Source organism: Snodgrassella sp. B3837, from assembly GCF_026535955.1.
In the GTDB taxonomy this organism is placed as follows: Bacteria; Pseudomonadota; Gammaproteobacteria; order Burkholderiales; family Neisseriaceae; genus Snodgrassella; species Snodgrassella alvi_E.
Genome location: NZ_JAFNPI010000032.1, coordinates 1 through 16,493, shown reverse-complemented (window position 1 = coordinate 16,493; position 16,493 = coordinate 1). Strand labels below are relative to the sequence as shown.

The window sequence follows — 16,493 nt, the reverse complement described above, 5'->3', positions numbered from 1 at the left end:
GGGCTGTAGAAAAACTCGAATAGTGATATTATGCGCACCTTTCGCATACACTATATGCAGATAACCTCGCTCGTCCTGCGTTTATAGCTTTCGCATATAGTCTTTATTTTTAAAGGATTTATAATGCAGACTCACCCTGAAGTCATAGGTGTTGAAGCGCTGGCTGCAAAAATTCGCAAAATTCCAAACTGGCCGCAGGAAGGAATTTTATTTCATGACATTACACCGGTATTGCAAAGTCCGCAGTATTTCCGCCTACTGGTTGATTTAATGGTCTATCGTTATATGGATCAGAAAATTGATGTAGTAGCCGGTCTGGATGCACGAGGATTTATTATCGGTGCAGCATTAGCTTACCAGCTTAATGTTGGGTTTGTTCCCATCAGAAAAAAAGGCAAATTACCTTTCACAACGATTGCTGAAAGTTATGAGCTGGAATACGGCCATGCTACTATCGAAATGCATACAGATGCTGTAAAACCCGGTACTCGAGTACTGCTGGTTGATGATCTGGTAGCTACCGGCGGCACCATGACTGCAGGTGCCAAACTCATTCGCAAACTAGGTGCAGAAGTTGTTGAGGCTGCAGCCATAATCGAATTCACTGATTTACCTGGTGGAAAAAGAATCCGCAATGAGGGTGTTCCTTTATTTACCCTGTATCAGAATTCAGGTTCTGTGGAGCAATAAATTTTTAAGCCAGTTTTACTGAGATGCAAAAAAGCAGAGATAAATATCTCTGCTTTTTTATTGATATATGATCAATCAGTTAATCTCAAGTACAGGCATAGTTTTTACTAATTCATCCACCGCTTTAACCTGAGCCAAAAATGGTTCCAGCATGTCTAGCGGCAAGGCACTCGGACCATCACAACGTGCTTTATCTGGATCAGGATGAGCTTCAAGAAATAATCCAGCCAGCCGTGTGGCCATACCGGCCAGAGCCAAATCCAGCACTTGACTGCGACGACCACCAGAAGCAGCTGCATCTGCCTGCCGTTGCTGCAACGCATGGGTAACATCAAATATAATCGGCAGATCGGCACAGACTTTTTTCATCACCCCAAAGCCAAGCATATCTACCACCAGATTGTCATAACCGAAGTTGCTGCCTCGTTCACACAGGATCAGCTGCTGATTGCCCGCTTCGTAGAATTTATCAACAATATTCTTCATCTGGTGCGGACTCAAAAACTGCGGCTTTTTGATATTCACCACTTTACCCGTCTGCGCCAGTGCCACCACCAAATCAGTCTGGCGAGCAAGAAAAGCCGGCAACTGCAAAACATCTGCCACTTCTGCTACCGGTGCAGCCTGATACGGTTCATGTACATCCGTAATTACTGGAACACCAAATTCTTGTTTTACCGCGGTAAAAATTTTCATACCTTCATCCAAACCCACACCACGGTAGGAATGAATCGAAGAACGATTGGCTTTATCAAATGATGCCTTGAACACCAGCGGAATGCCCAGTTTCCGAGTTACCTCAACATAATGCGCACAAGTACGTAAAGTCAAATCCAGATTTTCCAGTACATTCAGGCCACCAAACAGCACCAGTGGCAAATCATTGGCTACTGAAATATTACCAACATGAACAATCTTGGTCACAATCAATCCTCACTCAGGTTCCGGTACGTGGACATCAGTGCCCAGACCAACATAAACCCGCATTCTACAAAATAGTTTGCTCAGCGTCCAAATCTCATTAACCGCGATAATCATTAACTGAATTCAAAATTAAAATACAAAAATAATGTTAATTTTACGTTTTCATAACATCACCACCGTTTTCAGTATAGGTTTGACTACTATTTTCGCGCTACAATAGCTAAAATAACCGGCCAGTAATCACCCGACATACCTTTTATCTTTAGAAAACGCCGCACTAAACATAACCCTACAGGATTAATCTTGATATATATCTCGCAGAAACGCCTGCACGGGCTGCTACAGAGTATATTGCTCACCACCCTTACCTCAATGGTATGGGCGGCCAGTCTGCCAGCAGACAGCGATGATATAGAAGACGACATTCCACCACCGAAAACTGGCTTACTGCACCGATTACTGCATCCGCACCAGTATCGCGAAGAACACAAGCATCAACCGCCGAAAATTCCGCGGGTACCTGTCACTATTGATGTCAATAATTCTGCGCTGCAAAAATTAATTACAGACCATCTGCCACTGATTACTCAGCAATTGATCGAAGACCTTGATGATGAGCAGCTTGGATTCTTGGCGGAGGAAGCACCTCAGCAAACGCAGACCATGCTTGAAACAGAGGGATATTTCAATGCAAAAGTCAATCTCGAAAAACAAAGAGATGGCTATCTGATACATATCGACCCTGGCCCCCGTACTCAAATTGAAAATGTCAATATTTCGTTGAGCGGCAACGTTACAGCAGATGACGACCTGACCAATTACTACAAAAGCGCCGTTGACAACTGGGTACTACCAGTTGGTGACCCTTTTACTCAGAGCAACTGGTCAGCCAGCAAATCTTCGGTACTCTCCGCCATCGTGCGTAAAAAATATCCATTGGCCACCATCAGTGCCAGCAGCGCCACTATTGATCCGCAAAAAAATTTGGCTGACCTTTCACTTACTGTAGACAGCAAACAGCCTATCTATTTCGGCGATATACAGGTAAGCGGCAACGAACGCTATCCGGTCTCTATTGTTACCGGAATGGCCGGTTTCGGCTCCGGATCACCTTATGATCTGGACAAACTGCTTGATTATCAACAAGCGTTGGAACAAGACAGCCATTATGGCAATGCCGTGGTCAGTGCCGATTTTGACCACATGGTAAATGACCATGTACCTGTACTGGTAAAAGTAAGCGAAATGCGTCGTCAGAAACTGACCTTTGGTTTACGTTACGACACCAAAAATGGTCCCGGCTTCCGCGGTGGCTATGACCATTACAATGTGTTCCATAAAGGCTTTGTCGGCTCCACCTTGCTAGATACCGACCGCTACGAAACCACCTTTGGTTTTGGCCTGAGCCAGCCGCGCAACAGCCGTGGCCATTACTGGACCAGTAATCTCAACTATACCTACTCTACCGTACAGCATCTGGAAAGCCGTGCCCTGTCTAGCGGCATCTGGAAAGTACGAGATCGCAACGGCATAGACTCCCGTATTGGCGTTGAATATATTACTGAAAGCAGCAAAATCGAAGATGGTCCTGAGCTTGGTCATAGCTATGCCACTATGCTTACCGCTTCTTGGAAGCGTCAGAATATTCAGACCCAGCTAAGGCCAGCCAATGGCTATTATCTGGAAGGGAAAATCGGCACAACGCTGGGAAAACTATTGGCATCCGCTTCCATGCAGCGGGTAACGGCCAGCGGTGGCTATTACTACACACCGGAAAACAAAAAATACGGCACCTGGGTGCTACGCAGTCAAATTGGCTATGTGCATACCGGTGATGCTGTCAATGTCCCTTCCATTCTCATGTTTCGTGCCGGTGGTGCCGGCAGCGTTAGAGGCTATGAGCTCGATAGCATTGGTATCAAAAGCTCACATAATTCCGTATTACCCAACCGTACACTGGCCGTAGCCAGCGTGGAATACCAAATTCCGGTGTACAAAGATTTTGCTCTGGCTCTATTTCACGATGCCGGTTCAGTGTCCAAAAATTTCAGCGACATGCAATGGCGTCATGGCTCTGGTTTAGGCGTACGCTGGTTTAGCCCCGTCGCCCCCTTTGCCTTCGATATCGCCTACGGCCATCATGATAAAAAATGGCGCTGGTCTATCAGTTTGGGAACAAAATTCTAATGGCTGAAACCATACTTCACTCAGGCGAAACTTCAGCCAAACCCGCAACCACTCCACAGCCACCGCGCAGGCCACGTTGGAAAAGCTGGCTAAAAGCCAGCCTATTCACCCTGCTTGGCCTCATAATCATCATCATCGCCTTAATGTGCTGGCTGGCCGGCACCGAATCCGGTCTTCGCTTCAGCGTTCATACCGTACCTAAATGGTTTGGTGTACACATCAGCACCCAAAAACTGAACGGCACAATTTGGCAAGGCTTTGCCGGTTCAGACATCCATGTCAGCCATCGCGATTTTGATTTAACCATTGATAAACTCCAGCTAAACTGGAACAACCGCGAATTATGGCAACGACGATTTCACGTGCAGCTGCTGGATGTTGGCAAAATCAACTACACCGACCACAGCGTCCCCACACCGAAACCAGTTCCCACACTGCCCAATAGCATCAATCTGCCTTTACAAATTCAAATTGATAGCATCCAGCTTGGCAGCTTCACCCTCGGCAAAAAACAGACTCCGGTTTTGCTTAATAGTCAGGCCAGCTATACATATGATTATCGCAAGCATCAGCTTGTCCTCAACCAACTGAATACTCCATGGCAGAACCTCCAAGGCAATATTGCCATTGCCACTCAAACACCGTTTGCACTGAACGGTCAACTAAATGGCAACGGCACGCTTGATAAAACCGCTGTAGAAAGTGCCGCCTTGATTAAAGGCAGCCTACAACAGCCCGACTTATTTGCCCGTCTGGATGGCGGAGATATCCATTTTCGCACTCATGCCATTCTCAGACCTTACGCCTTACAGCTCAACCGCAAAATAGTCAGCTTCAACCTACAAAGCCGCCATATCAATCCTGCTGCCTTTAGCAGCAGCCTTCCTTTTGCTGATCTTAATCTCAACTTAGACCTCACTCCCGTTAAAAACAGCCAGAACCAACTGGCCGGCCACATCAAACTAGGTAACGAACAGCCACGTGCCTATAATGATGCTAAAAGCTCCGGTTTACCTATCCGCAGTATTGAAGGCGATATCAACATCGACAGTAATGGCAAGCTTCAGTTACCTGCCCTGACCACACGCCTGCTTCGGCAAGGGCAAATCATCACCCGCGGCAGCATAGACAGCGCTGCTAAACAGCTGGACATCAATAGCCAGTTGTTACGAATCTATGCAGATGACGCCTTGACTACACCATTGCCTGGTTCGCTCAATGGACACATCCGCGTATCTGGCAGCTTCAACGGCTTAAACACCCAATGGCTGCTGTCCAGCGAAAAAGGCAGCAGCGATGGTTCCATTCAAATCATTACCGATGAACAAAAACATCAACAGACCTTGATACTCGACAAACTGAACCTCACCCCGAATAAAGGTGGTAGCTTTAGTGCCAAAGGCAGCCTAGCACTGTATCAAAATCAAGCCCTGCAACTGGCTATAAATAGCAATAATTTCAACCCGTCCAAAGTCAACTCCAGCTTTCCTGCCGGCAGCATCAACGGCCATATCAACGTCAGCGGTCAGCTGGCACAACAACCGGCCATTAAAGCAGACATGCTGTGGCACAACAGCATACTCTCTGGAGCAGCACTTTCCGGCAAAGCCATAATCCGCTATCGCAACCAGCATCTGGAACAAGCCAACATCAATCTCAACGCTGGCCGCAACCGTATACTCACCAATGGCAGCTTCGGCAAAACCGGCGATAAACTCAATCTCGATATCAACGCTCCTGATATCGGTCTTTTTGGATTCGGCCTCAAAGGACTACTCAACACCAAAGGCTTTATTGCCGGTGAACCGAAAAAAATTACCGCCAACCTTAGCGGTGCAGCCCGTAACCTACAAATCGCAAAACTGCTTAACATCAGCCAACTGGATTTCAAAATTATTGGTTCTCCCGATATTACCCAGCCATTACAGCTAAACATGGCTGCAGACCACATATACATAGCCGGTAGCAACGGCAGCAAACCAACTACAATCAACAACACCGACATCAAAATTAACGGCCGCGGCAACCAGCATCAGCTACAAGGCAACAGCAGTCTGTCACTCAATGGCAAATCCTATCATCTAAGCATTAATGCCCATGGCGGAATGGATAAAAATTATCAGTGGCGAGGCCGTGTCAACGCACTAGATATCAACGGTGCCCTCAATCTCAAACTGCTCAGCCCCATTCAACTTGAAGCCGGAGCTGAACGCGTCAATATGCAGAACGCACGTTGGGCAGCACTGGGTGGCAGCCTCAGCCTCAGCAACCTCAATTGGGACAAAAACAAAGGGCTGATTACCCGCGGCACAGCCAGCAATCTCGCTTTGCGCGAGTTACATAGCATCGTCGAATTGCCCGTCGAACAAAACCTGATAATTGGTGGCGACTGGAATTTCAGCTATAGCCGCAACATGCAGGGCTATCTGAAACTGTATCAGCAGGGCGGCGATATCATTCTACCGCAGCACCAGCAGAAACTGGGTCTGCAAAATGTCCGACTCGATACCCGTTTCCAGAATGGTCACATCGATAACCACCTCAGCGGCCTCACCCGCTATGGCACCACCGATGCCCTACTCATCATTACCCCTGCCGCCAACGGACAAATTAGTAATGCGCCCATCAGCGGCCATATTAAAATAGACAGTCCTGATCTCAGCAGCGTACGCAATCTACTGCCCATTGGCATGCAACTCAATGGTAGCATGCACACCAACGCAACCATCAGCGGCCATCTGAACGAACCATTACTAAACGGCACACTCATCGGCAACAACCTTTATTATCGTGATCAGTCTAATGGCACTATTCTCGAAAATGGCAGTCTTAGAAGTCATTTTCAGGGTCGTCGCTGGCTTATAGACAGCCTCACCTTCGCCCGCCGCGACGGTACTATCAAACTCAGTGGTGTCGTTGACATGACCAAACTTACTCCAGACATTAACGTCACCGCCCATTTTGACCACTACAACATCTTTGACCAGATAAACCGCCGTCTTACCCTCAGCGGCAATACGCAGCTGCTGTATACCATCGCCCATGGCATCGTCCTGAATGGCAAACTCAAAGTAGACAAAGGTTTATTCGGCATGCAGAAATCCGGCATGCCACAACTAGATGACGACGTATTTGTTCTAGGCCGTGAAAAAACCACCGAACAGCAGCGCGCCACACCCATCCGTCTCAATCTGGATTTAGATATGAACAATGCCTTCAGATTCAGCGGCGAAGGATTAGATGTTTTATTAGGTGGTCAGCTCAACGCCAGCGCCAATCCCGGAAGCACCATCCAGATTGTCGGCACTGTGAATGTCGTGCGCGGACAGTATAAAGCCTACGGACAAGATCTGGTCATTCAGCATGGCAGTACCATTTCCTTCGTCGGTCCGATGGACAACCCCAACCTGAAAATCCGTGCCAAACGCCGATATTCTCAGGTGGGAGCAGGAGTTGAAGCACTGGGTCGCCTCGACAGCCCACGTATCAACCTTATCGCCAACGAAGCCATGAGCGAAAAAGACAAACTGTCATGGCTGATACTTAACCGTCCCAGCAGCGGCAGCGCCGGCGATGAAGCGGCCATTGCCGCAGCTGCCAGCGCATGGCTGGCCGGCGGTCTCAACGATAAACTTGGCCTGCTGGATGAAATTGGCCTAACCAGCCAGCAAACCCGCAATAGCCAAACAGGCGAAATGAATCCGGCCGAACAAGCCATTACCATTGGCAAACATCTTTCCAACAACCTGTATATTAGTTATCTTTACGGAATCGAAAGTGCTACGCAAACAGTTAGCATTACCTATCAGATCAGCCGAGCTCTGCAAAGCATCATACGTGTAGGAACAGGATCTGCAGGTGGCGAAATTAGATATACACGACGTTTTGATTAATTATTAACTTAAATTAAAGTTAAATTTATGCCAAAATTAAACTGCTTACTTAGCATCGAATTGCGTTATCCATCAAAAATTATAGTATATTAATATAACCTTCAAATTTGATTTCAAGGGCACATTATTTATTATGTTAAAAAGACTAGATTTACATAATCAAGATAAAAATTTTTGGATTATGACCTTAATAAGCGCTATGTTGAGTATAGTAGCCATATATTATGCTACTTATTATTACAGAGTTCATATACATGGCATAGAAACCTCAGCCACTGTAGAAACCGTTTATATTTATAAATATCCAAAAAAAGAAAAAGATTATTATGAACTAACAGCAAAATATCTCGATAAAAACAATAATGTTGTTATTAGCAAAGATATTAAAACCCGGATTAATGTTCACGAAGGAGAGAAAATCAAAATTCTTTATAATAGATATTCTCCTGAAATTGCAGATATTAAAGACAACAATCTAACTAAAATAAATTTTTGGTTGTATTTTGCTAGCGCAATTTTTATGAGTTGCTGCACTGCATATGTATATAGGGAAAACAAACAAAAACATAATTAGTTTCTACAAACATTCAAATATAGACACTAAGCCTCAGTAAACACCAGTATGAAAAAACTTTAATCCCAGATCACTAAAATATTAAATTTTTAAAAGCCACTCTATAAACAAGAGCAAGATTAAATAAAATATCCTATTGAAATATAAAATTATCTCAAATATTTACAAAAATCACCATAGTTCATAATTACGTATTTATATACTAGTTAAATATTCTGTCTAAGCCAAACCTACTAGCCAAACAGAATATTTATGAACCAATCATAGCCAGATAGTCAAAAAGCCGCCTACTTTAAAAGTGATTTAAACCGGTTATCTAGCGCCAGCCGCCCGCCACCAGCCATAAAGAGAAACAAAAAAATAAAACAATATAATACTGCCTGCTCCCCATTATTTAACTGAGGAGTAAGTAAAGTATGCAAACCAGCAGACCGCGTATGAAAAAACAAATAAGCTACCGCCATCTGTCCACTCAGAACAAAAGCAGCTGGCCTCACAAACAAACCCAATAGCAACAAAACACTGCCCGTTAATTCCAGAACACCGGCCGCTCCCATCAGCGAAAACAGTGCCACAGACCCATGACCGTCAGTCATGGATAACGGCCACTGCCAAAATTTTGCTGTAGCATGCTGAATATATAAAAAAGCCGTAACCAGACGCAACACAGTCAAAGCATAACCATTGAAATCAGTATCAATTGTTTTCGTATTAATCATGGCCACTCCATTACTCATTTATTGAAAAGATAACGACAGTGTATTGAATTTACCATTGAGAAACGATATCATTTTTATAGAATAATTATTTCCTGTAAAGAAACTAAATGGACACCTTACAAAGCATGTGGGTATTTCGCTATGTCGTCGAACTCGGCAGCTTTACCAAAGCGGCTGAATTCATGGATATTTCCACAGCCATGGCGAGTAAGCACCTACATCATCTTGAAAAAAGCATCCAGGCCAAACTGCTCAACCGCACCAGCCGCCGCATCAGCCTCACTGAAGCCGGTCAAGAATACTATCATCGTTGTGTAGAAGCACTAGATACCCTTTCCGAAGCAAAACACATCGCACAGGCTGGCACCATCAAACCTCAGGGGCTACTTAAAATCACCGCTCCGAACTGGTGTGCCTCTCGCCATTTCGGAGAAATGCTAGCAGAATATCGGCGCCAATATCCCGAAGTCAGCCTGTCTATAAATCTCGACAGCCGCCGCGCCGATTTAGTAGCCGAAGGAATAGACCTTGCACTGCGAGTAACCAATAATCCTGAACCTAATCTAATAGTCAAACCCATCACCAAAATCGATTTCCTATGGGTTGCCAGCCCGCAATACCTGAAAAAATATGGTACGCCGCATACCATGGCCGACCTCAAACAGCACTATGGGCTACTGCCCCAATACGTACATCTCGATCTACCCCTGATACCGGCCTGTACCAGCAACAGTGCCCTGCTCATCCATCAAATGGCACTCAATCATATGGGACTAGCCTATTTACCAGAGTGGATGGTTAAAGAAGACATCGAAAATCAGCGCCTCCAAACCATCGATCACATCGCCTGCCCTGAAAGCCACACTCTGTATGCCGCCTACATGAATCGTGAATTTCTCAGTGCCAAAGTACGCAGCTTTATCGATTTTCTGGCACAGAAATTTGCAAATGAAAAAAACCACTAACATTTATATACAAAGGGGAAATAATATGATTAAAAACGACCAGGCCATCAGCTTTCTACAGCAGCTTTTTCAGTACACCGTGCAAGAAGCCAGCCCAATAAATAAAATGAAAGCATGGTTACCAGCACAAAAACCTACGGGCAAAGTAATAGTAGTCGGTGCCGGCAAAGCTGCCGCCGCCATGGCTGCCGAGTGGGAAAGAATCTGGCCAGAAAACTATCCACCCCTATCCGGAGTGGTTGTAACCCGTTATGGCCATAGTGTACCTACCAAACACATTCGAGTACTGGAAGCCAGCCATCCTCTACCTGATTCCGCAGGGCAGGCGGCTGCCGAAGCATTACTGCAAGCTGTAAGCGGACTAAACCCAAAAGATCAGGTCTATTATTTAGTATCAGGTGGTGCTTCCGCGTTGACCACATTACCGATTGCCGGTATCTCACTGAAAGACAAACAAAACATTAACCGCCAACTGCTTACTCACGGCGTTCCTATCGAAGCCATGAATACCCTGCGCAAACATCTGTCACGCATAAAGGGCGGGCGCCTTGCAGAAGCTGCCGCACCAGCTCACATCACCACACTGGCTATTTCCGATGTGGTTGGCGACGACATCAGCACCATCGGCTCTGGTGCCGCCGTAGCCGATCCCACCACAGTTGCCGACATAAAACAAATCGTCACCCAATATCAGCTCGAACTGCCGCCAAGCGTAGCCACCTATCTAAATTCACCCACAGCAGAAACCCCCAAAAAGCTGGACAACAGTAGCGCTCATATCATCATCACCCCGCATCAGGCATTTAGCGCAGCACAAAAACAGGCACAGAATCAGGGTATCGACGTACTCTATCTGGGCGACCGCATAGGAGGTGAAGCACGCGAAGTAGCTCAGGTAATGGCCGGCATTGCCCAGTATCATCACCAGCAGCCACATAGAAAACCGCTGTTAATTCTCAGTGGCGGAGAAACCACTGTAACCCTCAAACATCAAGGACGCGGCGGACGCAACAGCGAATTCCTGCTTGCACTGGCTATTGCACTGAATGGCGCCTCCGGTATCTACGCATTGGCCGCTGATACCGATGGAATTGATGGCAGCGAGGACAATGCCGGCGCATGGTTCACTCCTGAGAGTCTGCACCATGCGCGAAAAATCGGCCTCAATCCCAATGAATTGTTGCAACAGCACCGAGCTTATGATTTTTTTGCCGCCACCAAACAATTACTGATTACTACCCCTACCCGCACCAACATCAACGACTTCCGCGCCATACTCATACTCTAAAAATAAATCCAGACAAAATTTAGCCCGCTCCAGCATCGATTTAATAATAATTAATTAATAATCAATCTAGCAATACAAAAAGTTAATTATTATAAATCAGTTATTTATATAAAAAATTACTCGCTACAATGAATTATCGGTATATGCCGAATTTTTCTGGAGTAAATGATGCAAACCAATAAAGAAATTGTCACAGCGTTTCACCAACAGGTATTCGTAAATGGTGATTTATCCAACATAAATAAATTTGTCAAAGAAGACTACATTCAGCACAACCCGGAAGTAGCAAATGGCCGTGAAGGCTTCGTCAAATTTCTACATACCTTGTTGCAGCAAAAACTGCAATATGACACCAAAAACATCAGCGCCGATGGCGATATGGTATATGTATTCTATAAAACCACTGATGAACAAGGTCATCAAAGCAAAACCTGTGATATTTACCGGTTAGAAAACGGCCAGATAGCCGAACACTGGGACGTAATAGAAGAAAATATCGAAAAAATAAAATCGGTCAACGGCAACAGTGTTTTTTAATTATTAACACCTGCCGCTAATCCATCAGGCCATACTGTATGAAATAGTATGGCCTAAAAAGTTAGATAAATACTAAAAGCAAAAACCACATACCTGTGTATACACTAAATTCTCCAGACCTTAGCAATCTAATTTTTTCTGAATTCACTTTTGTGCACACTGCATCGCCAAATGGATGGCAAACTTAGCCAGCGATTTTTTTCCAATAGCAACTAAGTAAAAGAGCGAGTTATTCACCCGCTCTTATTCACACCGATAGTTAGAACCATTGCCCGAAACGGCGAATATACCAGCGCTTCACCGTCTGCGTCACTACACAGTAACACCCCAGAGTCAACACCAGCCATGGGAAATATTGCCATGGCAATGGCGTCAAACCAATCCAGCCACTAATTGGTGAAAATGGGATATAAATACCTACAGCCATAATCAGCACTGTCATCAATAATACCGGTAAAGAAGCGGTACTTTGCACAAACGGTATTTTGCGCGTACGCAGCATATGCACCACCAGCGTCTGTGAGAGCAGACCTTCCACAAACCAGCCAGAATGAAACAAATTCTGCACTTCCGGTGCATTGGCATGAAACACAAACCACATCAACGCAAACGTACTGATATCAAAAATAGAGGAAATTGGGCCAATAAACAGCATAAAACGGCTGATATTAGAAACATCCCATTTGCGCGGTTTGCGTAAAAATTCCTCATCCATTTTGTCCCATGGCAGGGAAAGCTGAGAAAAATCATACAGCAGATTCTGTATCAGCAATTGAATCGCCAGCATCGGCAGAAACGGTAAGAAAGCACTGGCAAACAATACTGAAAATACATTACCGAAATTGGAGCTCGCCGTCATATTCAGGTATTTAATAATATTGCCGAAAGTCTCGCGCCCTTTAATGACCCCTTCTTCCAGCACCATCAAACTTTTTTCCAGCAGAATAATATCCGCAGATTCCTTAGCAATATCAGTAGCCGTATCCACAGAAATACCCACATCGGCATCACGCAAAGCCGGTGCATCATTAATACCATCGCCCAGAAAACCAACCGTATGCCCATTTTCCTGCAACAAACGAATAATACGCGACTTCTGCAACGGCGTTAGCTTAGCAAACACAGTATGCCGTTCCAGCAGCGGTTTCAGAGCCTCATCGCTCAAAGCTTCTATTTCATTACCCAGTAGTGGCTGGCCAGCTTCAATACCCACCTCATGACAGATTTTGCGCGTCACAATAGCATTGTCACCCGTCAGCACTTTCACCGCTACGCCATTTTCACTTAAAGCAGCAATCGCCTGTGCCGCACTGTCTTTTGGTGGATCAAGGAAAGTCAGAAAGCCGTATAAAGTTAGCTCAGTTTCATCTGCCACCGCATACTGTGCCTTCTGCTCCCCTTCTGAAATATACTTTTTACCAATAGCCAGTACGCGAAAACCTTCCTTATTGTAGCTTTCAGCCAGTGCCAGCAACTGTTCACGTCGTGCAGCATTCAATGTCAGATGTTTGCCCTGTTCATACACACAGCTGGAAATAGACAACATCTCTTCCACTGCACCCTTGCAAATCAGCACATGACGCTGCTTATCATCACGTAGCACAACAGACAGACGCCGGCGTACAAAATCAAACGGCAACTCATCAATCTTACGATAACCACCATCGTTAATCACTGCACTGTTTTCTGGTTCCTGCGCAAAGCGCACAATGGCCTTATCCATCAGATTTTTCATACCACTCTGATAGGAGCTGTTCAGCCATGCCAACTGTAATACTTCATTATCATTATTACCGTTAATATCAGTGTAATGTTCGAGGATGATTTTATCTTGTGTCAACGTACCGGTTTTATCAGTACATAATACGTCCATAGAGCCAAAATTCTGAATGGCACTCAGACGCTTCACCACCACTTTACGCCGTGCCATTGCCATCGCCCCCTTGGCCAGATTGGCGCTGACAATCATTGGTAACATTTCCGGTGTCAGCCCCACAGCCACAGCCAGAGCAAACAAAGCAGCATCACCCCAGTCACCTTTGGTAAAACCATTAATCAACAGCACCACCGGTACCAGAATCAGCATAAAACGAATCAGCAAATGGCTGACACTGTTTACACCGCGGTCAAAAGCAGTCTGGCTGCGAGTACCCACAATCGATTTAGCCAGTGAGCCAAAATAAGTATCACTGCCCGTGGCAACCACCACAGCTTTAGCGTTACCACTGACAATATTGGTTCCCATAAAGCAGATATTTTCTGCATCCAGCGGATTAGCAGAGACAGGCTTGTCGGCTGCCACCGTGCCATGCATATTCACCGTATCGGATTTTTCTACCGGAATAGATTCACCTGTCAGCACAGCTTGACTAATAAACAAATCGCGAGACTCAATTAAGCGCACATCGGCAGGTACCATATCCCCAGCAGAAAGCAAGATAATATCCCCTGGCACCACTTCCTTAATAGGTACTTCTAGCTGCTCAGTACTGATATCACGGTGGCTACGGCGCAATACCGTGGCAGTAGTACTGATCATGGATTTCAGCGCCTGCGCAGCCTTATTAGAACGATATTCTTGCCAAAAGCTCAGCAAACCACTCAGCAGCACCATCACCACAATAATAAAAAGGCCACTTAAACTGGTTTCTTCACCATGACGCAAAGGAATCAGATAATCAGTAAAAAAGCTTACACCAGCCAGCGCCAGCAAGACGAAGATAAAAGGATTTTTAAATGCCAGCAACAATTGCAGATACGCAGACGGAGCTTTATCGTGCACCACATCATTGCGACCAAAATTGGCCAGCCGTTCCTTAACGTCATGCTCGGTCAAACCACTCAGACTGGTCTGTAAATTAGACAGCGTACCATCAAGACTGTTGCGCGACTCCAGCACAGCCTTAATATCCACTGGTTGAGAAATGATTTTTTTTAATTTTTTCATAAACAGTACCTCACCGGCCATGCAGTTTCCCGGTCGGTAGATACTGTAGACTAACCCGGAAACCTCAACGGCCTAGTTGCAGTTGTGGTATCAATAAAATAAACGGTCGACTCGAATCTTCTTCCATTGTTTTATTCCCGGTTAAATAATCAGAAACTCAATGCATCGCATTAAGCTCAGCAAATACTAAAACATCCATCTCTTAAGCATTATGCCTTTTGCGTATAATTACTTAAAAGACAGAAATATTTCAGCAAGATAGCGTTTATACGGATTTGCAATGATAGCGTCAACAAAATTTACGCTATTCAAAACAAAAAACAATATTATTCACACTACACAAAATTCATTACAGTATATTCACCCAATCCAAACATACATAAAAATAAGTATGACCACCCTTTATTACAGAGAAACCCTAAAACCATCAGATTAAAACAGACTGTTTTGCACTGCATTCAGATAGCTGTGCAATGGTTTAGGAATACCATAAACAGCCAGATTTTCTGGTGCCACCCACTCACCTGCTATCCTTGCCGATACCGGCGCTTGCTCACCAGCCACAGCTGTGAACGGCAGAATCATCAACTGCCGGTGCGTCAGACGATGTTTAATTTCTGTGCCTTCAGTCAAATCTTCCGCCTGTATACCGAAATCACAGGCAAGTGCATACAAATCATCCAGACTCTCGCTACAGGGTACACACCATAAACCACCCCAGATCCCTTTAGCCGGCCGCTTAGTTAAAAACACCGCTCCAGCACGATTACGCAATACTAGCCAGTAAAGCGCCACATCCTTAACTGCTACTGCCGCTTTCCTACGTGGCAACTCAGCCGTGCGGCCTTGCAGATGTGCCAGACAAATATCATTCATCGGGCAAACAGCACATACCGGTTTCAATCGTTTACATACCGTAGCACCTAAATCCATCAACCCCTGAGTATAAGCCGGCATATCTGCAGCATTCCGTGGCAGCAGAGCTTCAGCCGTTGTCCACAGTTTTGCCTCAAAAGCTTTATTGGCCGGATCACCATCCAACGCAAACAAACGGCACAACACCCGCTTTACATTGCCATCTAAAATAGTTTCCCGTGCATTAAAACAGAACGCAGAAATTGCCGCTGCAGTACTTCGCCCCACTCCACAAAGCCTTTCCAACTCAATTCTTTCAGATGGAAACACACCACCAAACTCATTTACCACCTGTTGCGCAGCTTTGTGCAAATTACGGGCACGGCTGTAATAGCCAAGTCCCTGCCATAGACCCAGCACCGCGTCTTCTTCTGCAGTTGCCAAGGCCTGCACATCGGGAAAAGTAGCCACAAACCGCGGGTAATAATCCAGCACCGTCGCCACCTGAGTCTGTTGCAACATAATTTCCGAGAGCCATACCCGATACGGCTCCCGCGTCTGCCACGGTAATCCATGCCGGCCATGTTGCCGCTGCCATTGCACCAACCGCGGAGCAAATTCAGACTTCAAAACTTCCTCATTACACATACAGCCGAATCTTAAAATTTATCTATCAATTAATGAAATATCAATCTCACACCTTAGACCACCTATATTGGTTAGCCATAACCCCAAAACAAGCAGCCATATCTGAAAAAGTAAATTGATTACCTTCACCACCACAACATTACAAATAAAGAAAAAACAACATAAGAACAGCAAACCAACCATATACCAACACCATTCTTATTTATACATAATATCAAACATGATAAAATGTAATTAAACGTTAATTTAACAATGCATTTTACAGC

The 16,493-nt window shown here is 45.3% G+C and carries 11 protein-coding genes; 7 read left to right on the top strand and 4 right to left on the bottom strand.

From position 1 onward, the window contains the following. Window positions 1-123 precede the first annotated feature (123 nt). A complete protein-coding gene (locus tag J3U67_RS08810) occupies window positions 124-690 on the top strand; it encodes an adenine phosphoribosyltransferase (protein ID WP_100141203.1) in 567 nt (188 codons plus the stop codon). A gap of 75 nt (window positions 691-765) precedes the next feature. On the opposite strand, the gene kdsA is transcribed toward J3U67_RS08810, so the two are convergent. Then, window positions 766-1,605, bottom strand: coding sequence for a 3-deoxy-8-phosphooctulonate synthase (gene kdsA / locus J3U67_RS08805; RefSeq protein ID WP_267391961.1), 840 nt, complete (start codon window positions 1,603-1,605; stop codon window positions 766-768). 381 nt (window positions 1,606-1,986) lie between these two features. Between kdsA and J3U67_RS08800 the strand changes: the two genes are divergently transcribed. The 3 genes from J3U67_RS08800 (at window position 1,987) to J3U67_RS08790 (ending at window position 8,268) form a co-directional block, all read left to right on the top strand. Then, complete coding sequence (locus J3U67_RS08800) at window positions 1,987-3,801, top strand: autotransporter assembly complex protein TamA (RefSeq protein WP_416384684.1); 1,815 nt, start codon at window positions 1,987-1,989, stop codon at window positions 3,799-3,801. Beyond that, window positions 3,801-7,694 (top strand): translocation/assembly module TamB domain-containing protein, encoded by a 3,894-nt coding sequence (locus J3U67_RS08795; protein ID WP_267404780.1) that lies wholly within the window; start codon window positions 3,801-3,803, stop codon window positions 7,692-7,694. The genes J3U67_RS08800 and J3U67_RS08795 overlap by 1 nt, the downstream gene beginning before the upstream one ends. Window positions 7,695-7,827: 133 nt before the next feature. After that, on the top strand, window positions 7,828-8,268 hold the full coding sequence (locus J3U67_RS08790) for a DUF3592 domain-containing protein (protein ID WP_267404777.1): 441 nt from the start codon (window positions 7,828-7,830) through the stop codon (window positions 8,266-8,268). A 287-nt stretch (window positions 8,269-8,555) separates the two neighbouring features. On the opposite strand, the gene J3U67_RS08785 is transcribed toward J3U67_RS08790, so the two are convergent. Next, complete coding sequence (locus J3U67_RS08785) at window positions 8,556-8,987, bottom strand: DoxX family protein (protein ID WP_267391953.1); 432 nt, start codon at window positions 8,985-8,987, stop codon at window positions 8,556-8,558. Between the two features lie 107 nt (window positions 8,988-9,094). On the opposite strand from J3U67_RS08785, the gene J3U67_RS08780 reads away from it, so the two are divergent. The 3 genes from J3U67_RS08780 (at window position 9,095) to J3U67_RS08770 (ending at window position 11,777) form a co-directional block, all read left to right on the top strand. Further along, window positions 9,095-9,952, top strand: coding sequence for a LysR family transcriptional regulator (locus J3U67_RS08780; RefSeq protein WP_267404774.1), 858 nt, complete (start codon window positions 9,095-9,097; stop codon window positions 9,950-9,952). A gap of 25 nt (window positions 9,953-9,977) precedes the next feature. Then, on the top strand, window positions 9,978-11,240 hold the full coding sequence (locus J3U67_RS08775; RefSeq protein WP_267404772.1) for a glycerate kinase type-2 family protein: 1,263 nt from the start codon (window positions 9,978-9,980) through the stop codon (window positions 11,238-11,240). A 165-nt stretch (window positions 11,241-11,405) separates the two neighbouring features. Beyond that, window positions 11,406-11,777 (top strand): nuclear transport factor 2 family protein, encoded by a 372-nt coding sequence (locus J3U67_RS08770; protein WP_100151935.1) that lies wholly within the window; start codon window positions 11,406-11,408, stop codon window positions 11,775-11,777. A gap of 259 nt (window positions 11,778-12,036) precedes the next feature. On the opposite strand, the gene mgtA is transcribed toward J3U67_RS08770, so the two are convergent. Both mgtA and mutY read right to left on the bottom strand, forming a co-directional pair. Further along, a complete protein-coding gene (gene mgtA / locus J3U67_RS08765; protein WP_267404767.1) occupies window positions 12,037-14,745 on the bottom strand; it encodes a magnesium-translocating P-type ATPase in 2,709 nt (902 codons plus the stop codon). Between the two features lie 411 nt (window positions 14,746-15,156). Further along, window positions 15,157-16,227, bottom strand: coding sequence for an A/G-specific adenine glycosylase (gene mutY / locus J3U67_RS08760; RefSeq protein ID WP_267404765.1), 1,071 nt, complete (start codon window positions 16,225-16,227; stop codon window positions 15,157-15,159). Between the last annotated feature and the right edge of the window lie 266 nt (window positions 16,228-16,493).